At 69.7% G+C, this 23,008-nt stretch carries 22 protein-coding genes; 14 read left to right on the forward strand and 8 right to left on the reverse strand.

The genetic code is table 11. The annotated features are described in order from the left end of the window. Positions 1–52: 52 nt before the first annotated feature. The 7 genes from rapZ (at position 53) to DEI92_RS09275 (ending at position 6,027) form a co-directional block, all read left to right on the forward strand. Complete coding sequence (rapZ, locus tag DEI92_RS09245) at positions 53–937, forward strand: RNase adapter RapZ (RefSeq protein ID WP_111009122.1); 885 nt, start codon at positions 53–55, stop codon at positions 935–937. A 45-nt stretch (positions 938–982) separates the two neighbouring features. Further along, positions 983–1,963 (forward strand): DNA-binding protein WhiA, encoded by a 981-nt coding sequence (gene whiA / locus DEI92_RS09250; RefSeq protein ID WP_111013276.1) that lies wholly within the window; start codon positions 983–985, stop codon positions 1,961–1,963. 198 nt (positions 1,964–2,161) lie between these two features. Next, positions 2,162–3,166 carry a type I glyceraldehyde-3-phosphate dehydrogenase gene (gene gap, locus DEI92_RS09255; protein ID WP_111009120.1) on the forward strand — a complete coding sequence of 335 codons (1,005 nt, stop codon included), beginning with the start codon at positions 2,162–2,164 and terminating at the stop codon, positions 3,164–3,166. Positions 3,167–3,169: 3 nt separating this feature from the next. Next, positions 3,170–4,387 (forward strand): phosphoglycerate kinase, encoded by a 1,218-nt coding sequence (locus DEI92_RS09260; RefSeq protein ID WP_111013277.1) that lies wholly within the window; start codon positions 3,170–3,172, stop codon positions 4,385–4,387. Continuing rightward, complete coding sequence (gene tpiA, locus DEI92_RS09265; RefSeq protein WP_111009348.1) at positions 4,384–5,163, forward strand: triose-phosphate isomerase; 780 nt, start codon at positions 4,384–4,386, stop codon at positions 5,161–5,163. The genes DEI92_RS09260 and tpiA overlap by 4 nt, the downstream gene beginning before the upstream one ends. A 242-nt stretch (positions 5,164–5,405) precedes the next feature. Beyond that, a complete protein-coding gene (secG, locus tag DEI92_RS09270) occupies positions 5,406–5,657 on the forward strand; it encodes a preprotein translocase subunit SecG (RefSeq protein ID WP_111009118.1) in 252 nt (83 codons plus the stop codon). Between the two features lie 4 nt (positions 5,658–5,661). After that, positions 5,662–6,027: an RNA polymerase-binding protein RbpA gene (locus DEI92_RS09275; protein WP_111009117.1), complete on the forward strand. Its 366-nt coding sequence runs from the start codon at positions 5,662–5,664 to the stop codon at positions 6,025–6,027. A gap of 202 nt (positions 6,028–6,229) precedes the next feature. Here the strand turns inward: DEI92_RS09275 and pgl are convergent, their stop codons facing one another. The 6 genes from pgl to tkt all read right to left on the reverse strand — a co-directional run bounded on the left by pgl (position 6,230) and on the right by tkt (position 13,608). Further along, a complete protein-coding gene (pgl, locus tag DEI92_RS09280; RefSeq protein WP_111013278.1) occupies positions 6,230–7,000 on the reverse strand; it encodes a 6-phosphogluconolactonase in 771 nt (256 codons plus the stop codon). A gap of 34 nt (positions 7,001–7,034) precedes the next feature. Beyond that, on the reverse strand, positions 7,035–7,979 hold the full coding sequence (locus DEI92_RS09285; RefSeq protein ID WP_111009115.1) for a glucose-6-phosphate dehydrogenase assembly protein OpcA: 945 nt from the start codon (positions 7,977–7,979) through the stop codon (positions 7,035–7,037). Next, positions 7,976–9,517 (reverse strand): glucose-6-phosphate dehydrogenase, encoded by a 1,542-nt coding sequence (gene zwf, locus DEI92_RS09290; protein ID WP_111013393.1) that lies wholly within the window; start codon positions 9,515–9,517, stop codon positions 7,976–7,978. Before zwf ends, DEI92_RS09285 begins: the two co-directional genes overlap by 4 nt. Positions 9,518–9,603: 86 nt before the next feature. Beyond that, entirely contained in the window at positions 9,604–10,278 is a 675-nt protein-coding gene (locus DEI92_RS09295) for a hypothetical protein (protein WP_111013279.1), read from the reverse strand. Beyond that, positions 10,275–11,387, reverse strand: coding sequence for a transaldolase (gene tal, locus DEI92_RS09300; RefSeq protein ID WP_111009113.1), 1,113 nt, complete (start codon positions 11,385–11,387; stop codon positions 10,275–10,277). The genes DEI92_RS09295 and tal overlap by 4 nt, the downstream gene beginning before the upstream one ends. Before the next feature lie 127 nt (positions 11,388–11,514). Further along, on the reverse strand, positions 11,515–13,608 hold the full coding sequence (gene tkt, locus DEI92_RS09305) for a transketolase (RefSeq protein ID WP_111013280.1): 2,094 nt from the start codon (positions 13,606–13,608) through the stop codon (positions 11,515–11,517). Between the two features lie 319 nt (positions 13,609–13,927). On the opposite strand from tkt, the gene DEI92_RS09310 reads away from it, so the two are divergent. Next, on the forward strand, positions 13,928–14,863 hold the full coding sequence (locus DEI92_RS09310) for a heme o synthase (RefSeq protein ID WP_111009111.1): 936 nt from the start codon (positions 13,928–13,930) through the stop codon (positions 14,861–14,863). Positions 14,864–15,129: 266 nt separating this feature from the next. Here the strand turns inward: DEI92_RS09310 and DEI92_RS09315 are convergent, their stop codons facing one another. Further along, positions 15,130–16,089 carry a heme A synthase gene (locus DEI92_RS09315; protein ID WP_111013281.1) on the reverse strand — a complete coding sequence of 320 codons (960 nt, stop codon included), beginning with the start codon at positions 16,087–16,089 and terminating at the stop codon, positions 15,130–15,132. 303 nt (positions 16,090–16,392) lie between these two features. On the opposite strand from DEI92_RS09315, the gene sufB reads away from it, so the two are divergent. Genes sufB through DEI92_RS09340 form a run of 5 tightly spaced genes read left to right on the forward strand, consistent with a single transcriptional unit; the run spans position 16,393 to position 20,502 of the window. Further along, on the forward strand, positions 16,393–17,811 hold the full coding sequence (sufB, locus tag DEI92_RS09320; protein WP_111009109.1) for a Fe-S cluster assembly protein SufB: 1,419 nt from the start codon (positions 16,393–16,395) through the stop codon (positions 17,809–17,811). Continuing rightward, positions 17,812–19,065, forward strand: a complete 1,254-nt coding sequence (gene sufD, locus DEI92_RS09325) for a Fe-S cluster assembly protein SufD (RefSeq protein WP_111013282.1) — start codon at positions 17,812–17,814, stop codon at positions 19,063–19,065. It abuts the gene before it with no gap. After that, positions 19,065–19,391, forward strand: a complete 327-nt coding sequence (locus tag DEI92_RS09330) for a non-heme iron oxygenase ferredoxin subunit (protein WP_111009107.1) — start codon at positions 19,065–19,067, stop codon at positions 19,389–19,391. The genes sufD and DEI92_RS09330 overlap by 1 nt, the downstream gene beginning before the upstream one ends. Before the next feature lie 17 nt (positions 19,392–19,408). Further along, positions 19,409–20,173 carry a Fe-S cluster assembly ATPase SufC gene (gene sufC, locus DEI92_RS09335; RefSeq protein ID WP_111009106.1) on the forward strand — a complete coding sequence of 255 codons (765 nt, stop codon included), beginning with the start codon at positions 19,409–19,411 and terminating at the stop codon, positions 20,171–20,173. Beyond that, the gene (locus DEI92_RS09340) at positions 20,173–20,502 is read left to right on the forward strand and encodes a metal-sulfur cluster assembly factor (RefSeq protein WP_111009105.1); all 330 of its coding nucleotides are present in this window, start codon (positions 20,173–20,175) and stop codon (positions 20,500–20,502) included. Before sufC ends, DEI92_RS09340 begins: the two co-directional genes overlap by 1 nt. A 77-nt stretch (positions 20,503–20,579) precedes the next feature. Here the strand turns inward: DEI92_RS09340 and DEI92_RS09345 are convergent, their stop codons facing one another. Then, positions 20,580–21,200 carry a biotin transporter BioY gene (locus DEI92_RS09345; RefSeq protein WP_111013283.1) on the reverse strand — a complete coding sequence of 207 codons (621 nt, stop codon included), beginning with the start codon at positions 21,198–21,200 and terminating at the stop codon, positions 20,580–20,582. A gap of 188 nt (positions 21,201–21,388) precedes the next feature. Between DEI92_RS09345 and DEI92_RS09350 the strand changes: the two genes are divergently transcribed. After that, positions 21,389–22,987, forward strand: coding sequence for an ABC-F family ATP-binding cassette domain-containing protein (locus DEI92_RS09350; protein ID WP_111013284.1), 1,599 nt, complete (start codon positions 21,389–21,391; stop codon positions 22,985–22,987). The last annotated feature ends 21 nt before the right edge of the window (positions 22,988–23,008 follow it).

Genomic DNA, 23,008 nt, shown 5'->3' on the forward strand with positions numbered 1-23,008 from the left:
GACCAGTCCGATGACGACCACACCGCACGGTGACCACGGAGCGCGCTCACGAATGACCGACCTCAGTAGTCCCTCGCACGACGTGCTCATCGTGACCGGCATGTCCGGCGCGGGGCGGTCCACCGTCGGGAAGGCGCTGGAGGACCTCGGCTGGTACGTCGTCGACAACCTGCCGACGCAGATGCTCGGTCCGTTGACCGACCTGGCCGAGCGGGCGGGGGAGTCGCTGCCGAAGATCGCGACCGTCGTGGACGTCCGCGGTGGGAGGTTCTTCACCGACCCCGAGGGGGCCGTCCGACGACTCCGGGACAGCACCACCGCACGGGTCCGGGTGCTCTTCCTCGAGGCGACCGACGCCGTCCTCGTCCGGCGGTTCGAGCAGGTGCGGCGGCCCCACCCCTTGCAGGGCGAGGACACGCTCCTCGACGGCATCGGTCGAGAGCGGTCGCGTCTGCTCGGACTCCGTGAAGCCTCGGACGTCGTCATCGACACGTCGGACCTCAACATCCACCAGCTCGCCGCCCGGGTCGCGGAGCAGTTCGCCGAGGACCGGTTCGTGGGCGTGCAGGTGACCCTGATGAGTTTCGGGTTCAAGTACGGACTGCCCGCCGATGCGGACATGGTGGCGGACGTCCGCTTCCTCCCGAACCCCTACTGGGTGCCGGAACTCCGCGAGCACACGGGCCTCGACGCCGACGTCGCGGACTACGTCCTGGGCCAGGACGGAGCACGTCCGTTCATCGACCGCTACGCGGCGGCGGTCGAGCCGGTGCTGGCCGGGTACCAGCGAGAGAACAAGAGACACGCTACGATCGCCATTGGCTGCACGGGCGGCAAGCACCGGTCCGTCGCCATCGTCGCCGAGCTGGCGAGTCTCATCCGCGGGATGCCGAACGTGGCCGTGCGCGTCAAGAACCGCGACCTCGGTAGGGAGTGACCGACCCTCCCTTCCCGCGTGCCCCCGAACGTAAGGAATGATGCATTGCCGTTGACTGCCGAGGTCAAGGACGAACTGGCCCGCGTGGCCGTGAACCGCAACACGGTCCGCGCCGCGGAACTCGCGACGGTGCTGCGGTTCGCGGGGGGCCTGCACGTCATCTCGGGCAGGATCGCGGTCGAGGTCGAACTCGACACCCGGATCATCGTGCACCGCGTGCGGAAGGACCTCGCTGAGCTGTACGGCGTGCGCAGCGAGGCGAGCGTCGGCTCGTCCGCATCCGCGCGGCGCGGGACCCGCTACCTGGTCCGCGTGCTCGAGGCGGGCGAGACCCTGGCGCGCCAGACCGGTCTCATGGACGCCCGTCGTCGCCCGGTTCGGGGCCTCCCGAACCGACTGACGACCGGCAACCGTGACGACCTCGCCGCCATCTGGCGTGGCGCCTTCCTCGCCACCGGCACGCTGACCGACCCGGGGCGCGCTGCCGCGCTCGAGGTCACCTGCCCCGGGAACGAGGCTGCGATGGCGCTCGTCGGAGCGGCGTCCCGCCTCGGTGTCGCGGCGAAGGGCCGGGAGGTCCGGGGCGTCCACCGCGTCGTGATCCGTGACGGTGAGGCGATCGGCCAGATGCTCACCGTCATGGGCGCAGCGCGGTGCAGCGCGGAGTGGGAGGAGCTCCGTCAGCGTCGCGAGGTCCGCGCGACCGCGAACCGGCTCGTGAACTTCGACGACGCGAACCTCCGTCGCTCGGCGCAGGCGGCGGTCGCCGCGTGCGCCCGGGTGGAGCGAGCGCTCGAGATCCTGGGCGACGACGTCCCGGACCACCTGAAGTACGCAGGGGCACTGCGGCTCACCCACCGTGATGCGAGCCTCGACGAGCTCGGGCAGCACGCTGACCCTCCCATGACGAAGGACGCCATCGCCGGACGCATCCGGCGCCTGCTCGCGATGGCCGACAAGAAGGCGCTCGACCTGGGTGTCCCGGGCACCGAGGCGAACCTGCCGGACGACCTCGACGAGGCCTGAGCGCTCGGCCACGGACCCGCGGAAGCGTCTCCCGCGCCCGTCCGTGACGTCGCTCGACCTCGTGCGTCGACCGGTCTGTGCCGACTGCTACTGTCGTCCCGACGACGTCTCGGGCGTATCGTCAGCCTCAGGCGCAGGCCCCGACCTGCACTCCGAACACCAGCGTCGAAAGCACGCTCGACAGACACAGGAGTTCCATTGACCGTCAAGATCGGCATCAACGGCTTCGGCCGGATCGGCCGCAACTTCTTCCGGGCCGCCCTGGCCAAGGGCAGCGAGCTCGAGGTCGTCGCGGTGAACGACCTCACCGACAACAAGGCGCTCGCTCAGCTCCTGAAGTACGACTCGATCACGGGCAAGCTCCCGGCTGAGGTCGGGCTCGAGGGCGACAGCATCGTCGTCGACGGCAAGCCGATCAAGGTCCTGGCCGAGCGCGACCCCGCCAAGCTGCCGTGGGGCGAGCTCGGTGTCGACATCGTCATCGAGTCGACCGGGTTCTTCACGAAGGCCGAGGACGCGCGGAAGCACATCGAGGCGGGCGCCAAGAAGGTCATCATCTCGGCGCCGGCCACGGGCGACGACGTCACGATCGTGCTCGGTGTGAACGAGGGCACCTACGACCCGGCGTCGCACCACATCATCTCGAACGCGTCCTGCACGACGAACAGCCTCGCGCCGCTCGCCAAGGTGTTCAACGACGCGTTCGGCATCGAGCGCGGTCTCATGACGACGGTGCACGCCTACACCGCGGACCAGAACCTCCAGGACGGCCCGCACAAGGACCTCCGCCGCGCCCGCGCCGCCGCGCTCAACATCGTGCCGACCTCGACCGGCGCCGCCAAGGCCATCGGTCTCGTGCTCCCGGAGCTCGCGGGCAAGCTGGACGGATTCGCGCTCCGCGTGCCGGTGCCGACCGGGTCGATCACCGACCTCACGCTCGAGACCTCCTCCGACGTGACGATCGACGACATCAACGCGGCGTACAAGGCCGCCGCGGAGGGGCCGCTCAAGGGCATCCTCGAGTACAGCGACGAGCCGCTCGTGTCGAGCGACATCACGACGAACCCGCACTCGTCGATCTACGACTCGGGCCTGACGAAGGTCATGGGCAACCTGGTCAAGATCACCTCGTGGTACGACAACGAGTGGGGCTACTCCAACCGCCTCGTCGACCTGACGGAGTACGTCGGGGAGCGCCTGTAACCCATGGCACTCCGTACCCTCGAGGACCTCGGCGACCTGGCGGGCAAGCGCGTCGTCGTCCGGTGTGACCTGAACGTCCCGCTGGCCGACGGCACCATCACGGACGACGGCCGCGTGCGCGCGTCGCTCGGCACCCTGAATCGACTCATCGGAGTCGGCGCACGGGTCATCGTGATCTCGCACCTCGGGCGGCCCGACGGCGAACGCAAGGCAGAGTTCAGCCTCGCACCCGTCGCGCAGCGGCTCTCCGAACTGCTCGGCAAGCCGGTCGCCTTCTGCGACGAGACCGTCGGTGACGCCGCCACCGCAGCCGCCGAGGCCCTCGAGGACGGCGACGTCCTGGTACTGGAGAACCTCCGGTTCAACAGCGAGGAGACCGCGAAGGACGTCGGCGTGCGCGGCGACTTCGCGGACCGCATCGCCGCCATGGGCGAGGCGTTCGTCTCCGACGGATTCGGCGTCGTGCACCGCAAGCAGGCGAGCGTCTACGAGTTGGCGGGAGCGTTGCCGAGCGCGGCCGGGCTCCTGATCGAACAGGAGCTCGGTGTCCTCGAGCGCCTGACCACCGAACCCGAGCGCCCCTATACCGTGGTGCTCGGCGGCTCGAAGGTCAGCGACAAGCTCGGCGTGATCGCGCACCTGCTCCCGCGGGTGGACACCCTGTGCATCGGGGGCGGCATGCTGTTCACGTTCCTCGCGGCGCAGGGCCACGGTGTCGGGTCGTCGCTCCTCGAACGCGACCAGCTCGACACCGTGCGGGGCTACCTCGACGAGGCAGCGCAGCGCGGCGTCACCATCGACCTGCCCACCGACGTCGTGGTGGCGTCCGGATTCGCGGCCGACGCCGAGCACGAGGTCGTCGCGGCGGACGCGATCGAGTCCGCCCGCTTCGGCCCGGACGGCATCGGTCTCGACATCGGGCCGGAGACCGCGGCGCGGTTCGCCGACGCGGTCCGCGGCTCGCGGACGGTGTTCTGGAACGGCCCGATGGGCGTGTTCGAGTTCCCGGCGTTCGCCGCTGGGACCAAGACGGTCGCCCAGGCGCTCACCGAGGTCCAGGGCCTCGGGGTCGTCGGTGGCGGCGACTCCGCGGCCGCGGTCCGCTCACTCGGCTTCGACGACGACCAGTTCGGTCACATCTCGACCGGTGGCGGGGCGAGCCTCGAGTTCCTCGAGGGGAAGAGCCTGCCCGGCCTCGAAGCCCTCGGGTGGAGCGCATGACCCGCTCGCCGCTCATCGCGGGCAACTGGAAGATGAACCTGGACCACCTCCAGGCCATCGCCACGGTGCAGAAGCTCGCCTGGACGCTCAAGGACGCCCGACACGACCACGACGACGTCGAGGTCGCGGTGTTCCCGCCGTTCACGGACCTGCGGAGCGTGCAGACGCTCGTCTCCGCGGACAAGTTGCGCATCCGCTTCGGTGGACAGGACCTCTCACGGCACTCGTCCGGCGCGCACACGGGCGAGGTCAGCGGGGCGTTCCTCGCCGCCCTCGACGCGACGTACGTGATCGTCGGGCATTCGGAGCGGCGGACCGAACACGGGGAGACCGACGAGATCGTCGCGGAGAAGACGGCCGCGGCGCTCCGGCACGGCCTGGTTCCGGTCGTGTGCGTGGGTGAGACCGCCGAGGACCGGGAGTCCCACGGTGCCGGCAAGGTACCGGTCGAGCAGCTCGAGGTGGTGCTCCGCGCCGTGCCCGCCGCCGAGATCGTGGTGGCGTACGAGCCCGTGTGGGCCATCGGGTCCGGTCAGGCCGCGACGCCCGAGCAGGCGCAGGACGACTGCGCCGCGCTCCGTCGTGCGATCGCGACCGCATGGGGCGACGACATCGCGGCAAGCACTCGGGTGCTCTACGGCGGTTCCGTGAAGTCCGGCAACATCGCGGGGTTCATGCGGGAGCCCGACATCGACGGCGCCCTCGTCGGTGGCGCGAGCCTCGACGTCGCCGAGTTCGCGGCCATCTGCCGCTTCCGGCAGCACGTCGGCCTCTGACCAGCGTCGGTGCGGGCCGCACGTCTCGCCTCGGGCCGCACGTCTCGCCTCGGGCCGCACGTCTCGCCTCGGCCCGCACCTGGGTGCCGGACGCGTTCCTCCGCATGCCGTGGCAGCCGGCCCGCCACCGCCCGGGAGGCTCGACTCCGGCCGGTACCGTGCCTCACGTTCCCGGTCCGGCGCGCTGTTCGGCGTGGCCGTGCCGTTATACTCGTACAGCTGACTGACACGAAAGGGTCCGCGTGGTCATCCTCCAGGTCGTCCTCCAGGTGCTGCTCGCCATCACGAGCCTCCTGCTGACGCTGCTCATCCTCCTGCACCGCGGTCGCGGCGGCGGTCTCTCCGACATGTTCGGCGGTGGCGTGACGAGCAATCTCGGAGCGTCCGGCGTCGCAGAGCGGAACCTCAACAGGATCACGGTGATCCTCGGGCTGGTGTGGATCGTCTGCATCATCGTGCTCGGTCTCATCAGCAAGTTCACGGCGGGGAGCTGAATACATGGCATCCGGAGGCAGTGCAATCCGAGGGTCACGCGTCGGCGCGGGCCCGATGGGGGAGCAGGACCGCGGCATCCAGGCGGACCGAGTGGCGATCTCGTACTGGGACGCGCTCGGCAACGAGACCGTGCGGTACTTCGCCGCGGGTCTGCCGGACGAGGAGATCCCCGAGGTCATCGACTCACCGTCGTCGGGTCTCCCGGCCGGGCGTGACAAGGACAACCCGCCCCTCGTGACCAAGACCGAGCCGTACAAGACGCACCTCGCGTACGTCAAGGAGCGTCGTACCGAAGAGGAAGCCGCGCAGCTCCTGGAGGAAGCGCTCCAGCAGCTCCGAGCTCGTCGCGGGACGCTCAAGTCGGAGTAGCCCGCGCCGTCGCCCGTCGACGAAGCCCCGGCTCCCATCGCGGGAGGCCGGGGCTTCGTCGTCCCGGCCGTCGCCGCGACCGTCTCGCTCATGGGCGACCATCCGGCGGCCTCGAACGGAGCGCTTGGTGCTCGGGGGAACGAGGACGGCCCCGGTGCTCCTCGAGGGAGCACCGGGGCCGTCGGACGACGCTGTGCGGACGTCAGTACGTCGACGCGATGAGGTTCTCCGGCACGTCGCGCGCGGCGTCCTGATCGATGAAGAACACGGTCCGCTTCCGACCCTGCACACCGCCGACCGGGACGTCCTCGACCGACGCGCCGGCCAGGGCGAGCCCCAGAACCGAAGCCTTCTCGGCGCCGGACAGGACCACCCAGACGCGCTGCGAAGCGTTGATCACCGGGTAGGTGAGGGTGAGCCGCTGCGGCGGCGGCTTGGGGGAGTCGTCCACGGGAACGACGCTGCGGTCGGTGATGGCCAGCTGCGGGAACTCCGGGAACAGCGACGCCGTGTGGCCGTCGGGCCCGACACCGAGGAGGGTGATGTCGAAGCTCGGCGCCATCGCGTCGGACGATGCCGAACCGGCCAGCTCCTCGGCGTACTTGGCCGCGGCCTCGTCGATCGTCAGGCCCTCATCGCTCGACGGCATCCGGTGGATGTTGTCGTCCGGGATGGACACGTGGGCGAAGAAGTCCGACTCCGTGCCGGTGTCGTTCCGGTCGGCGTCGCCCTTCGGGACCCACCGCTCGTCGACCCACCAGACGTGGACCTTCGACCAGTCGACGCTCTCGCGGGCGGGAGACTGCCCGATCGCTGCGAGGACCAGCGTCGACACCGAACCACCCGAGATGGCGATGGACGCCTGCCCCTGGTCGTCGATGACGTCGATGATCTTCGTGATGAAGCGAGCGGCGACCGACGCGCCGAGGGCCTGCTTGTCCGGGTGTACCAGCACCCGTCGTTCGTTGGTCACGTGACTCCGTTTCGATTGCGACTGACGCGGTCGATCAGCCGGCGACGGTGTCGCCGAGCTGGCGGACTCCGTGCTTGACGACGTCTCCGAAGAGCACGTCGGGGTCGAGTCTACGGAGTTCCTCCGCGAGACAGTCCCGGAGACTCCGGCGCGGCAGCGACAGGTCGTGGACCGGCTGTCCCGGCTGCGACAGCGTCGCGACGTCGACGAGTGACCGCTCGAGGACGATGTCCCCCGACTCGCGCGTCAACGTCACGCCGTGGATCCCGCTCGAACCCGTCGCCCGCGGCGAGGTCACCTGGGTGACGGGGACCTGGAGCTGCAGCTGCAGCCATCCGGCGAGCAGGTGGGTGGAGGGTGAGTCGCTGGCGCCCGAGACCTCCACAGCGGTCACCGGCTCGTAGGGTGGCTGGTCGAGCACGGCAGCCAGCTGGTTCCGCCAGAGGGTCAACCGTGTCCACGCGAAGTCGGTGTCACCGGGCGTGTACGAGGCTCCGAGCGCCTCGATCGCGACCCGCGGGTCCGGCTGGTTGGCGGCGTCGGTGATCCGGCGCTGGGCGATCCGGCCGAGTGCGGAGTCCGCCGGGGTCTCCGGAGCGCGCTCCGGCCACCAGGCGACGACCGGCGCGTCGGGCAGCAGGAGCCCCGTGACGAGGCCTTCCTCGTCCGACGCCGTCTCGCCGTAGGCCCGGAGGACGATGACCTCGCTCGCACCGGCGTCGCTCCCGACTCGGATCTGCGCGTCGAGGCGCCCCGGGGACTTCCGGTCGCCCTCGTTCCGGGACACGATCACCACTCGCATCGGGTGCTCGCGAGAGGCCTCGTTGGCCGCCTCGATCGCTTCTTCCTCGTGACCGAGCGAGGTCGCGACGATGAGCGTGAGCACCCGTCCGAGTGCGACCGCGCCGCCCTCCTCACGGATGCGGATGAGGGACTTCTGGATCTTCGAGACCGTGGTGTTCGGCAGATCGATCTTCATGGACGCCTCCAACTCCGGCCGTCGCGGGCGAGCAGGGCATCGGCGGACGCCGGACCCCACGTGCCGGGACGGTACTGCTCGGGCTGACCCTGGGTCGCCCAGAACTCCTCGATCGGGTCGAGGATCTTCCAGGAGAGCTCGACCTCCTGGTGACGGGGGAACAGCGGCGGGTCGCCGAGGAGCACGTCGAGGATGAGCCGCTCGTACGCCTCGGGGCTCGCCTCGGTGAACGCGTGCCCGTAGCCGAAGTCCATGGTCACGTCGCGCACGTGCGTGCCGACGCCCGGGACCTTCGAACCGAACCGCAGCGTCACGCCCTCGTCGGGCTGCACACGGATGACCAGTGCGTTCTGGCCGAGGGGCGAGCGCTCACCGATGCCGAAGATCTCCTCCGGTACCCGCTTGAACACGATCGCGATCTCGGTCACGCGTCGGCCGAGGCGCTTGCCGGCCCGCAGGTAGAACGGGACTCCGGCCCACCGGCGCGTCGCGATGCCGAGCTTGATCGCCGCGAAGGTCTCGGTGGTGGAATCCGGGTTCATCCCGGCCTCCTCGAGGAACCCGAGCACCTTCTCGCCACCCTGCCACCCGCCGGCGTACTGGCCGCGCGAGGTCGCCGTCGCGAGGTCGGCCGGCAGCCGTACCGCGGACAGGACCTTCTCCTTCTCGGCGCGGAGATCCCCCGCCTTGAACGAGACCGGCTCCTCCATCGCCGTGAGCGCGAGGAGCTGCAGCAGGTGGTTCTGGATGACGTCGCGCGCCGCACCGATGCCGTCGTAGTACGCAGCCCGACCCGCCACGCCGATGTCCTCGGCCATGGTGATCTGGACGTGGTCCACGTAGTTCGCGTTCCACAGCGGCTCGTACATCTGGTTGGCGAAGCGGAGCGTCAGGATGTTCTGGACGGTCTCCTTGCCGAGGTAGTGGTCGATCCGGAAGACGTCGTCCGGCGCGAACACGGTCTCGACGATCGCGTTGAGTTCCCGCGCCGTCGTGAGGTCCGAGCCGAACGGCTTCTCGATGACCACCCGGCTCCAGGCCTCGTCGGGCTTCTCGGTGAGGCCGGAGCGCTTGAGCTGCTCGGTGACCACCGGGAACGCCTTGGGCGGGATCGACAGGTAGAACGCGTGGTTACCCATGGTCCCGCGCTCGGCGTCGAGTTCGTCGACGGTCTCCTTGAGCTGTCGGAACGCCTCCGGGTCGTCGAACGACCCCTGGACGAACCGGATGCCCTGCGCGAGCTGGTGCCAGACGGCCTCGTCGAACGGCGTCCGCGAGTAGTCCCGCACGGCGTCGTGGACGACCTGCGAGAAGTCCTGGTCCTCCCAGTCGCGCCGGGCGAACCCGACCAACGCGAAGCCGGGCGGGAGCAGCCCGCGGTTCGCGAGGTCGTAGACCGCGGGCATCAGCTTCTTGCGGGAGAGGTCCCCCGTGACTCCGAAGATGATGAGGGCGCTGGGGCCCGCGATCCGGTTCAGGCGTCGGTCGGACGGCAGTCGGAGCGGATTGTGCTCCGGAGTGATGGCCACCGGTGACATGTGTCGGTGAGCTCCTTCGATGTTCTGGGGACGCAGGGCCGCGGCGATGATGGATGCCACGACCTCGACGTCGGAGACGGTCAGCGTCAGGACCGGGCGACCCCGTGCCGCGAGCACGCTCGCGTCACGGGCTGCCTGGACCTGGACGAGCTGACCGAAGGTGGACGGACGGTCCGGGATCGCGACGCCCAGTTCCACGAAGTCCGGGGCTTCCGGCTCCGGGTGCCGTCCGGGACGATCTCGGTCGCGTCCCGGAGGGGATCGGTGCCCGCGAGCACGGCACTCGAGTACTGCCCGCCCACCTCGTACTGCCCGCCCACCTCGGGGTCGGCGGTGGAGACGCGGTCGACAGCCCCTCGTGGGGTCCGCTCGGGCCGCGATCCGTGCTCGAGCGCCGCGCCGACAGCCGATCGCCCCGGTGCGGGATCGGCGGCGTCGAGGACGACGAGCTCGATGTCGTTCGTCCGTTCGATGATCTCGGGCGCGAGCGACGAAGCGCTCATGCCCTCGAGGACGACGTGGTCGACGCCCTCGTCCTGCAGTTCCGACCTCAGTGCCGCGACCTGCTCCACGAGCGGGCGCGACGCCGAGACCGCCTCGACCCAGCCGCGGCGCCGTGACGCCTCGGACTCGGCCTCCGGGCCCCACAGCGGTCCGACCTCGACCGTGATGCCCGAGGCCACCTGATCGGTGACGACTCGGGACACCACGGTCTCGATCGCAGTCGCTGCGTCGCCCGAAGCGGCGATGGAAACCGTCACTTCGCCCCTTCGAGGGCGGTCTTCACGGTGTCGACGAGCTCGCCCCAGGAGACGTCGAACTTGTCCACGCCCTCCTTCTCGAGGAGCGCCACGACGTCGTCGTAGTCGATGCCGACCGCCGCGAGCTGGTCCATCACCTGGTTGGCCGCGTCGTAGGAGCCCGTGATGGTGTCACCGCGGACCTCGGCGTGGTCGAACGTGGCCTCGAGGGTCTTGCCCGGCATCGTGTTGACGGTCTGGGGTGCGACGAGCTCGACGACGTAGAGCGTGTCGGGGAGCGACGGGTCCTTGACACCGGTCGAGGCCCAGAGCGGACGCTGCGGGTTCGCGCCGGCCTCGAGCAGGCCCTTGGCGCGCTCGGAAGCGAACGCCTGCTCGAACACCTGGTACGCGAGCTGCGCGTTGGCGATGCCGGCCTTGCTCTTGAGCGCCTTCGCCTCGTCCGAGCCGATCGCGTCGAGGCGCTTGTCGATCTCGGTGTCGACGCGCGACACGAAGAAGGACGCCACCGAGTGGATCTTCGAGAGGTCGTGGCCGGCGGCCTTCGCCTTCTCGAGCCCACCGAGGTAGGCGTCGATGACGGCGCGGTAGCGCTCGAGGCTGAAGATGAGGGTCACGTTGACGCTGATACCGGCACCGATGACCTCGGTGATGGCCTCGAGGCCCTCGATCGTCGCCGGGATCTTGATGAGGACGTTCTCCTTGCCGACCTTCTCGTGCAGGAACTTCGCCTCCTTGATGGTCTCGGCCGCGTCGTGCGCGTAACCGGGCTCGACCTCGATGGACACGCGGCCGTCGAAGCCGTTCGACGACTCGTAGATCGACCGGAACTTGTCGCTGGCGTCGGCGACGTCGCGCGTCGTGATCTCGAAGATCGCGTCGACGACCGAGGTGCCCGCCGCGGCGAGCTCCTTGACCTGGTCGTCGTACCGCTCGCCCTTGGCGAGGGCCGACGCGAAGATCGTCGGGTTCGTCGTCACACCGACGACGTTCCGGTCGGCGATGAGCTTGTCGAGTCGTCCGGTCTGGAGCAGCTCGCGCGACAGGTCGTCGAGCCAGATGCTCACGCCCGCAGCGGAGAGCGCGGCGGTGGGGGTGGTGTCAGTCATTTCTCGCTTCATCTCTTTCGTCATCGACCCGTTCCCTGGCGAGCTGCCCGGGCGGGTCCGGTCTGGTGGTGTCGTCGTCCGACGAGGAAGGGGCCGGGTCCGGTGAACCGGACCCGGCCCTCCTGGCTCAGGACGCCGCGATGGTCTCCTTCGCGGCGGCGACCACGGCCTCTGCCGTGAGACCGAACTCCTTGTAGAGCGTCTGGTAGTCCGCCGAGGCGCCGAAGTGCTCGATCGACACGCTGCGGCCCTTGTCGCCGACGATGTCGCGCCAGCTCATCGCGATGCCCGCCTCGACCGAGACGCGCGCGGTGATCGCCGACGGGAGCACGCTCTCGCGGTACTCCTCCGGCTGGGCCATGAACCACTCGAGGCTCGGGGCGGACACGACGCGCGCGTTCACGCCCTCGGTCTTGAGCTGCTCGCGAGCCGCGACCGCGATCTGGACCTCGGAACCGGTCGCGATGAGGATCACGTCCGGCGTCCCGTTCGGCGCCTCGGCGAGCACGTACGCGCCCTTGGCGACGTTCTTCGCCGAGGCGAAGGTGTCGCCGGTGGCGTCGCCGTCACCGCGCTCGAAGACCGGGAGGTTCTGTCGGCTCAGCGCGATGCCGGCCGGGCCCTCGCGACGCGACAGCATCGCGAGCCAGGCGTACGCGACCTCGTTGGCGTCGGCCGGTCGCACGACGTCGAGCCCCGGGATCGCGCGGAGCGCGGTGAGCTGCTCGATCGGCTGGTGGGTCGGGCCGTCCTCACCGAGGGCCACGGAGTCGTGCGTCCACACGTAGATGGCCGGCGCCTTCATGAGGGCTGCGAGGCGGACCGCCGGGCGCATGTAGTCGCTGAAGATGAGGAAGGTGCCGCCGAAGGGGCGGGTGTTCCCGTGCAGCACGATGCCGGAGAGGATCGAGCCCATGGCGTGCTCGCGGATGCCGAAGTGCAGGACACGACCGTACGGGTCGCCCTTCCACATCTTGGTCGAGAACTTCGTCGGGACGAACGACTTGGCTTCCTCGATCGTGGTGTTGTTCGACTCGGCGAGGTCGGCCGAGCCACCCCAGAACTCGGGCATGAGCGGGGCGATCGCGTTGATCACCTTGCCGGAGGCCGCACGCGTCGAGACGTCCTTGCCCGGCTCGAACACCGGGAGCGCCTGCTCGAGGCCCTCGGGCAGCTCCTGCGCCTGGACCCGGTCGAACAGCGCCTTCTTCTCGGCGTTCGCCGCGGCCCAGGCGTCGAACGCCTGCTGCCACTCGGCGTGCTCGGCCTGGCCACGCTCGACCGCGCCGCGGGTGTGCTCGAGCACCTCGGGAGCGACGTCGAACGTCTTCTCCGGATCGAATCCGAGGACCTCCTTGAGGCCCGCGAGCTCGTCCGCGCCGAGGGCCGAACCGTGGATCTTGCCCGTGTTCTGCTTCTTCGGCGAGGGCCATCCGATGATCGTCTTGAGGACGATGAGCGACGGCTTGACGGTCTCGGCCTTGGCGGCCTCGACGGCGGCGTACAGCGCCTCGACGTCCTCGGAGTACTCGCCGGTCTTCTTCCAGTCGACGTGCTGCACGTGCCAACCGAGCGCCTCGTACCGTGCCGCGACGTCCTCCGTGAAGGCGATGTCGGTGTCGTCCTCGATCGAGATCTGGTTGGAGTCGTAGAAGACGATGAGGTTGCCGAGCTCCTGGTGGCCGGCGAGCGAGGCGGCCTCGTTCGTCACGCCCTCCTGGTTGTCGCCGTCACCGCTGATGACGTAGGTGAAGTGGTCGAACGGGCTCTGACCGGGCGCGGTGTCGGGGTCGAACAGGCCCCGCTCGAAGCGCTGCGCGTAGGCGAAGCCGACCGCCGAGGCGAGACCCTGGCCGAGGGGACCGGTGGTGATCTCGACGCCGTCGGTGTGGCCGTACTCCGGGTGACCCGGGGTCTTCGAGCCCCACTTGCGGAGGTGCTCGAGGTCCTCGAGCTCGAGGCCGTACCCACCGAGGTAGAACTGCACGTACTGGAGGATCGAGGCGTGTCCGGCCGACAGGATGAAGCGGTCGCGGCCGATCCAGGTGCTGTCACTCGGGTCGCGCCGCATCACCTTCTGGAAGAGCAGGTAGGCGAGCGGGGCGAGGCTCATCGCGGTGCCGGGGTGGCCGTTGCCCGCCTTCTCGACGGCGTCGGCGGCGAGCACGCGGGCCGTGTCGACGGCCTTCTTGTCGATGGAATCCCATGTGAATTCAGCCACTGGTGGATTGACCCTTCTTGATGCGACATGTGCGAGGGCTCGTGCTCCCGCACGGACATGACGCCCACCCGGGTCCCGTGGTCGTCGGGTGGTCCGGCGGCCCTGAGTGCGCTGGTGCGCACGACGTCGGGCACACTGCGGGCAGGCGTCTCCCAGCATAGTGAAGACGCACTCAGTCGGCGTTCAGCCGTCGGCGGAGCCGGTGCAACGCGAGCGTGCCCGCGGGGACCATCGCGAGCGTGCCCGCGGGGACCATCACGTAAAGTGGGAGGCGGCCCGGTCTCCGACGCGGGTGCCCACTCCCCGAGACAGAGGTTCCATGCCGACAGCCGTCGTGACCCGGCCCGAGATCGTCCAACCGACACTCGTCCGCAAACTGCGCGCCTACGTCGCCCTGACCAAGCCGCGCGTGATGGAGCTGTTGCTCGTCACCACCGCGCCGACGATGTTCCTGGCGGCTCGCGGTGTGCCGGACCTCTGGCTGGTCCTGTGGACGCTCATCGGGGGCGCGATGTCCGCCGGCGGCGCCTCGGCGTTCAACTGCTACATCGACCGCGACATCGACAGGGTCATGAAGCGCACGAGCGACCGTCCGCTCGTCACCGGTGCGGTCTCGGACCGCGAGGCCCTCGTCTTCTCGTGGGCGCTCTCGATCGCGTCGACGCTCGAGCTCGGGCTCCTGGTGAACTGGCTCGCGGCGGCGCTCAGCGTCGGGGCGATCCTGCTGTACGTCGTGTTCTACACGCTCTGGCTCAAGCGTCGGACGCCGCAGAACATCGTCTGGGGCGGCGTCGCGGGCTGCATGCCGGTGCTCATCGGCTGGGCAGCGGTGACGGACTCGCTCAGCTGGGCACCGGTCATCCTGTTCGGCGTCATCTTCCTCTGGACGCCGCCGCACTACTGGCCGCTCTCGATGAAGTACCGCGACGACTACGCCGCGGCGCGCGTGCCGATGCTCGCGGTCGTCCGCGGGCGCACGGTCGTCGGGCTGCAGGTCGTGCTCTACGCCTGGGCGACCGTCGTCTGTTCGGTGATGCTCGTGCCCGTGGCGCACATGGGCGTCCTGTACACGGTCGTCGCCCTCGCGGCCGGCGCGTGGTTCGTCGTCGAGTCCCACCAGCTGTACGGCCGGGCGATCCAGCACGTCGAGCAGGTGCACCCGATGCGCGTGTTCCGGAGTTCGATCATCTACCTGACGCTCCTGTTCCTGGCGGTGGGCATCGATCCGCTCCTGCAGAACGCCCTGACGCGGTAGCGGTCGGGATGCAGAACGCCCTGACGCGGTAGCGGTCCGGGCGACGCGGGGCGCGGTCGCGCCCGACGCCGCCGGTGCATCCGGGAGGACCGCCACCGGCTGGCAGCCCCCGTCCCGCCGCGCGTGGCGCAGCCGACGGGAGGCGCGGGACCGGCTGGCAGTGCGCCTCCAGTCCGGCGTGGCGGCCGGGAGGCGGGTCGTCCGCTGGCACCGCTCAGCTGCCAGCGGGCCTCCGGGCCGGGGCGCAGCGCAGCCGGTGCCCCCGCTCAGGACCGGACGGCGTCCCGGCCAGCGCTCGGGCGCGAGGACAGCGACACCGCGGTGGTGGCACCGACGAGCAACCCGGCCAGGACCATGTGGGTCCCGACGAGACCGACGGGGAGCGCGCTGCGGGCCTGCGTGATGCCGACGGCGATCTGCACGAACTCGACGACGAGCAGGAGCAGCACCCAGCGGCTCGAGATGCGGAGTCGCACCGCGGCGACGAGCAGGACCAGCGTCAACGCGAAGACCGCGAAGGCGGGGACCGCGTGGAGGTCCTCGATGACCGCCGGGTCGAAGCCCGTCCGGACGAGCTTGCCGCCCTGCACCGACTCGCCCGCGCCGGCGTGCGGCCCCGATCCCGTCGTGAGGATCCCGAGCAGGACCGTCACCGCGACGGCGCCCATGAGGGCCTTCACGACCGTCCGGTACCAGCGGGGGACGAGTGGGCCGGGGCGCCGCGGACCGTTGAGGGAGCGGTAGACGAGGCGGGCCGTGATGGACACGAGCGCGGTCGAGATGACGAAGTGCAGACCGACGACGTACGGGTTGAGGTTCGTCAGCACGCTGATGCCGCCGACCACGGCCTGGAGGGGGATGCTCGCGCCCTGGGCGAACGCGAGCCAGAAGAGCTCGGGCCGCGTGCGTCGGAGTCGCACGACTGCGAGGAACATGGCGATCGCGATCACGACGAGCACGAACGTCAGGAGCCGGTTGCCGAACTCGATGACCCCGTGGAGGCCCATCTCGGGTGTCGTGACGAAGGAGCCGCTCGTGCACTCGGGCCACGTCGGGCAGCCGAGTCCGGACGCGGTGAGGCGGACGAGCCCGCCCGTGCCGATGAGCACGACCTCGATCACGAACGACGCCCAGGCCAGGACGACGACCCGTGCGTCGACCGTGCGGGGGAGCCCCCACCACCGGGTCGGCGTGGATCGGTCGATCGGGGTCCCGACGCGTGTCACGGAGTGGGTGCCTTCCTGTTGTTCCGGGGGTCGAACCTGTAGACTCAGCGGGTTCGGCACGACGGCCCCGCGGGTCGGCCCGCAGGGGCCGGCGGACGGGGACGGAGCAGTCAAGTGTATTCAGCGGAGCGCTGGAAGTTGACTCCGGGCTTCGAAACCGCCGCACATCGTCGCTGATGGCCGGAGCCGGTGCGACCATCGTCAGACGGCCGGTACCGCGGACGGCGTCCGAGGAATGGTGCCGGAGACCCCGGCGTTGTCGTCCAACGGACCGAACGGCCCGAAGAGAGATAGAGGGAGACCATGTCCGACGTGCTCATCGACCGTCCCGAGCTCGAAGGGCTCGGCCAGTACGAGTTCGGCTGGGCCGACCCCGACGCCGCTGGCGCCTCCGCCCGCCGCGGTCTCTCCGAAGAGGTGGTCACCGACATCTCCCGGCTCAAGTCCGAGCCCGAGTGGATGCTCAAGAACCGGCTCAAGGGCCTGCAGCTCTTCGGCCGCAAGCCGATGCCGACGTGGGGCGCGGACCTCACCGGGATCGACTTCGACAACATCAAGTACTTCGTGCGCTCGACCGAGAAGCAGGCGCAGTCGTGGGAGGACCTCCCCGAGGACATCCGCAACACGTACGAGCGCCTGGGCATCCCCGAGGCCGAGCGGCAGCGCCTCGTGGCGGGCGTCGCGGCCCAGTACGAGTCCGAGGTCGTCTACCACCAGATCCGCGAGGACCTCGAGGCCCAGGGCGTGATCTTCATGGACACGGACACGGCGCTCCGCGAACACCCCGAGTTCTTCGAGGAGTACTTCGGCACCGTGATCCCGGCCGGCGACAACAAGTTCGCGGCGCTGAACACGGCCGTCTGGTCGGGGGGTTCGTTCGTCTACGTCCCGAAGGGCGTCCACGTCGAGATCCCGCTGCAGGCGTACTTCCGGATCAACACCGAGAACATGGGCCAGTTCGAGCGAACCCTGATCATCGCGGACGAGGACTCGTACGTGCACTACATCGAGGGCTGCACGGCCCCGATCTACAAGTCGGACTCGCTGCACTCGGCGGTCGTCGAGATCATCGTCAAGAAGAACGCGCGCGTGCGGTACACGACGATCCAGAACTGGTCGAGCAACGTCTACAACCTCGTCACGAAGCGTGCGATCGCCCACGAGGGCGCGACGATGGAGTGGATCGACGGGAACATCGGCTCGAAGGTCACGATGAAGTACCCGTCGATCTACCTGGCCGGTGAACACGCCAAGGGCGAGACCCTCTCGGTCGCGTTCGCGGGTCCGGGTCAGCACCAGGACGCCGGCGCGAAGATGATCCACATGGCGCCGTACACCACGTCGTCGATCGTCTCGAAGTCGATCGCCCGCGGTGGGGGCCGCGCGGGATACCGCGGTGAGGTCCGGGTCGATCCGGACGCCCATCACGCCGCCAACACGGTCCGCTGCGACGCGCTGCTCGTGGACACGGTGTCGCGGTCGGACACGTACCCGGCGATCGACATCCGGGTGGACGACGTCCAGCTCGGTCACGAGGCCACGGTGTCGCGCGTCAGCGAGGAGCAGCTGTTCTACCTCATGTCGCGGGGCCTGCCCGAGGACGAGGCGATGGCGATGATCGTCCGTGGCTTCATCGAACCGATCGCCCGGGAGCTCCCGATGGAGTACGCGCTCGAACTCAACAAGCTCATCGAGATGAGCATGGAAGGATCCGTCGGCTAGATGTCCGCCACCAGCCCCCAGCCCCAGACCGACGTGCAGCCGCGCATCGACCAGCCGGTCGAGCCTGCGGGCGGGACCGAACAACACGGAGCGCGAGCCCACTCCGACGGCGGGTGGGACACGCGCGTCCCGGTGCAGACGCGGTCCGAGCGGTTCGCGTCGGCAGACGTCGACGCGTTCCCGGCGGTCACCGGTCGCGAGGTCAACTGGAAGTTCGCACCCCTCGCGAAGATCCGGCCCCTCCTCGACGGTGATCTCGACGGTGCGGCGTACCCCTTCCTCGCCCGCGAGTCGGGCGGGACACACATCGACTGGGTCCGGAGCGACGACGAGCGGGTCGGCAGCGCGGGTCTCCCGGAGGACCGGGCGTCCGCGGCGGCGTGGAGTGCACGCGACGCTGTGCTCGCGATCACGGTGCGCGGCGACGAGCCGGGGCACGTCACGATCACGCGGTTGGCGATGGGCCCGGAGCCCCGCGCGGCCCACACGGTGATCACCGCCGAGGCGAACAGCACGGGCATCGTCATCGTGAACAGCACGGGATCGGCGCTCCTCAGCGAGAACGTCGAGATCGTGGTCGAGGACGGCGCGCGGCTCACCGTCGTCGCCGTGCAGGACTGGGACGACGACGCCGTCCACGTCGGGACCCACTTCGCCCAGGTCGGGCGCGACGCCTTCCTCAAGCACGTGGTCGTCTCGCTCGGCGGGGACGTGGTCCGGATCAACCCGTCGACGCGCCTCGGTGCGCAGGGCGGCGACACCGAGATGTACGGCGTCTACTTCGCCGACGCCGGGCAGTACATCGAGCAGCAGGTGTACGTGAACCACGACGCCCCGAACACCCGGAGCCGCGTCAACTACAAGGGCGCGTTGCAGGGCGAGGGCGCGCACACCGTCTGGATCGGCGACGTGCTCATCGGGCGTCCCGCCGCGGGTACCGACAGCTACGAGCAGAACCGCAACCTCGTGCTCTCCGAGGGCACGCGGGCCGACAGCATCCCGAACCTCGAGATCGAGACCGGCGACATCCAGGGCGCCGGGCACGCGAGCGCCACGGGACGCTTCGACGACGAGCACCTGTTCTACCTGCAGTCCCGCGGGATCACCGAGGACGAGGCCCGCCGCCTCGTCGTGCTCGGGTTCCTCGTCGACGTCGTGCAGAAGATCGGGGACCCCGACCTGGAGGAACGCCTCGTCCGCGCCATCGAGCAGGAGCTCGCTGGCGGCCGCACGGAGCACGGGGACCTCGCCTGATGGCCACGAAGGTCTGCTCCGAGTCGGAGATCGCGGTCGACAGCCCGATGCGGGTCGTCGTCGACGGCGCTCCCGTCGCCGTGGTCAAGGACTCGGCGGGCACCGTGCACGCCATCGGTGACACCTGCACGCACGGCGACATCTCGCTGTCCGAGGGCTTCGTCGAGGACGGCGCGCTCGAGTGCTGGGCCCATGGCTCGAAGTTCGAGCTCACCAGCGGCAAGCCCCTCAACTTCCCGGCGTACGAACCGGTGCCCGTCTACCGGGTCTCGATCATCGACGGCGACGTGTACGTCGACACGTCCGACGTCCGCGCCGACAACTGACCACCGAAGGAACACGCATGTCCACTCTCGAAATCCGCGGTCTCCAGGTCTCGATCGACACCGATCAGGGCAAGAAGGAGATCCTCAAGGGCGTCGACCTCACCATCAACGAGGGCGAGATCCACGCGATCATGGGTCCGAACGGATCCGGCAAGTCGACGCTCGCCTACACGATCGCCGGTCACCCCCGCTACAACGTCGACGGAGGGTCGATCCTCCTCGACGGGCAGGAGGTCCTCGAGATGAGCGTGGACGAGCGCGCCCGCGCCGGTCTGTTCCTCGCCATGCAGTACCCCGTCGAGATCCCCGGTGTCACGGTGTCGAACTTCCTGCGCACCGCGAAGACGGCGATCGACGGTGAGGCTCCGGCGCTCCGCGGCTGGGTGTCCGACCTCCGTCGCTCCATGGCGGACCTCAAGATGGACAGCGCCTTCGCCGAGCGCAACGTGAACGAGGGCTTCTCGGGCGGGGAGAAGAAGCGCCACGAGATCATGCAGCTCGAGCTCCTCAAGCCGAAGTTCGCCGTGCTCGACGAGACGGACTCCGGCCTCGACGTCGACGCGCTGAAGATCGTCTCGGAGGGCGTCAACCGCGCAAAGGCCGCGACCGACATGGGCGTCTTGCTCATCACGCACTACACGCGCATCCTCCGGTACATCAAGCCCGACTTCGTGCACGTGTTCGTCGCGGGCAGGGTGGCGGAACAGGGCGGGCCGGAGCTCGCTGAGCGCCTCGAGAACGAGGGCTACGACCGCTACGTCGCCGCCGCCGCGAGGGCCTGATGATCACCACACTGTCACCACAGAAGTTCGACGAGGTCGCCGAGGCGCTCAAGGAGGTCTCGGACCCGGAGCTCGGCGTCAACGTCGTCGACCTCGGTCTGGTCTACGACCTCGCGTGGGACGACGACGCGAACGCCCTCATCATCAGCATGACGCTCACGAGCGCCGGGTGCCCGCTCACCGACGTCATCGAGAACGACACCGCGAACGCGCTCGACGGCATCGTCGACGCCTTCCGCATCAACTGGGTCTGGATGCCGCCGTGGGGGCCGGAGCGCATCACCGACGACGGTCGCGAGATGATGCGGGCGCTCGGCTTCGCCATCTGACGCCAGCCGACATACGAACGGACGGGAGGCCCGGTACCAGCTGGTACCGGGCCTCCCGTCCGTCCGTGTCGGGCCGATCAGCGGGAGCGGCGGCCGATGGCGCGCCACGCCAGGGGGAGGACGCCGGCGGCGATGACCGCCTTGGCGATGCCACCGACGACGAACGGGGCGAGTCCGAGGCGGAACACGGTAGCGAGGTCGTGCGGCGCATCCAGCTGGCCGAGGACCACCGCCAGGTACGGCAGACCGGTCACGAAGGGGATGGCGCTCGCGAGCGTGAAGGCGATCACGCCGCGGACGAAGCGACGGTCCCAGTTCCGGCGCGCGAGCCACCCGATCGCGGCAGCGCTGGGGACGAAGCCGATGACGTACCCGAAGCTCGGCACCGCGAGCGCGTGCAGGCCACCGGTCATGTCGGCGAAGAACGGCGCTCCGGCGAGCCCGGCCACCATGTAGAGCAGCATCGAGATCGCACCGCGGCGGGCGCCGAGGGTCGCACCGACGAGCACCACGGCGAGCGTCTGCCCGGTGATGGGCACCGGCCACATCGGAACCTCGACCTGCGCCATGGCCGCGGTGAACAGCGCGCCGCCCGCGACGAGTGCCGCGTCGGTCGCGAGGCCGCGGGAGCGGATACGGTCCGCGAGCACGGGTCGGCTGGCGCCCGCGTGGACGCGACCGGGAACGGCGTTGGTCATGGAGTCTCCTAGAATGGGTCGGTGGTCGCGGGCGCCGCTCGGAATCCGCCATGGCCTGCGGGCGTTCTCGTCGATGGTCCGCTCCTGTGTCGGGAGCGCGGCGCCGGAGCCGGGTTCCCCTCGATCCTACGGGCCACCCCCGCCTGCACACCGTTGTGACCACCCCACCAACCGATTGGACGTCCGCTGTGCTTGCCGTGCACGATCTCGAGATCCGCGTCGGAGCGCGCCTCCTGATGGAGGGCGTGACCTTCCGCGTCGACAAGGGCGACAAGATCGGGTTGGTCGGGCGGAACGGTGCCGGCAAGACCACGATGACGAAGGCGCTGGCGGGTGAGACCATGCCGACCGGCGGCGAGATCACCCGCTCCGGCGAGATCGGGTACCTGCCGCAGGACCCGCGGTCCGGCAACCCCGAGGACACGGCGCGCAAGCGGATCCTCGACGCCCGTGGACTCGGCGAGATCGTCGAGGGACTGCGCGCCGCCTCGCTCGACATGGGGAGCAGCGACCCGGCCGTCGCCGAGAAGGCGATGGCCAAGTACGCGCGACTCGACGACCGCTTCACCGCGCTCGGTGGGTACGCGGCCGAAGCGGAGGCGGCGTCGATCGCGTCGAACCTGGCGCTGCCGGACCGGATCCTCGACCAGCAGCTGAAGACGCTGTCCGGCGGGCAGCGGCGGCGCATCGAACTGGCGCGGATCCTGTTCTCCGAGGCCGACACGATGATCCTCGACGAGCCGACGAACCACCTCGACGCGGACTCGGTCGTCTGGCTGCGGGAGTACCTCAAGACGTACGCGGGCGGTGTGATCGTCATCTCGCACGACGTCGAACTGGTGGACGAGGTCGTGAACCGCGTCTTCTACCTCGACGCGAACCGCCAGGTCATCGACATCTACAACATGGGCTGGAAGCACTACCAGCGCCAGCGCGTCGCGGACGAGGAACGGCGCCGCAAGGAACGCGCCAACGCCGAGAAGAAAGCGGGGGAGCTGCAGAAGCAGGCCGCCCGGTTCGGCGCCAAGGCGACGAAGGCGGCGGCCGCCCATCAGATGGTGGCGCGCGCCGAGAAGCTCCTGGCCGGGCTCGAGGACGTCCGCGAGCAGGACCGCGTGGCGAAGCTGCGGTTCCCCACGCCGGTCGCCTGCGGGCGCACGCCGCTGATGGCCGAAGGCCTCTCGAAGTCGTACGGGTCGCTCGAGATCTTCGCCGGGGTCGACCTCGCGATCGACCGGGGATCGCGGGTCGTCATCCTCGGCCTCAACGGTGCCGGCAAGACCACCCTGCTCCGCATCCTCGCGGGCGCCGACCGCCCGGACACGGGCGAGGTCCAGCCAGGCCACGGCCTCCGCATCGGCTACTACGCGCAGGAGCACGAGAACATCGACGTCAACCGGACCGTGATCGAGAACATGGTCTCGGCGTCCCCGGCGCTCACCGAGACCGAGGCCCGACGCGTGCTCGGTTCGTTCCTGTTCACCGGGGACGACGGCTACAAGCCGGCGGGCGTGCTCTCGGGCGGCGAGAAGACCCGTCTGTCGCTGGCGATGATCGTCGTGTCCGGGGCGAACGTGCTCCTGCTCGACGAGCCGACGAACAACCTGGACCCGGCATCGCGCGAGGAGATCCTCGGCGCACTGGCGGGGTACGAGGGCGCCGTCGTGCTCGTGAGCCACGACGCGGGTGCGGTCGAGGCCCTCAGTCCGGAGCGGGTGCTGTTGCTGCCCGACGGCGTCGAGGACCACTGGAACAAGGACTACGCGGAGCTCATCGAACTCGCCTGACCGGGGCCGCCGACGCTCGTC

It is taken from the genome of Curtobacterium sp. MCBD17_034 (assembly GCF_003234515.1).
Classification (GTDB): Bacteria; Actinomycetota; Actinomycetes; order Actinomycetales; family Microbacteriaceae; genus Curtobacterium.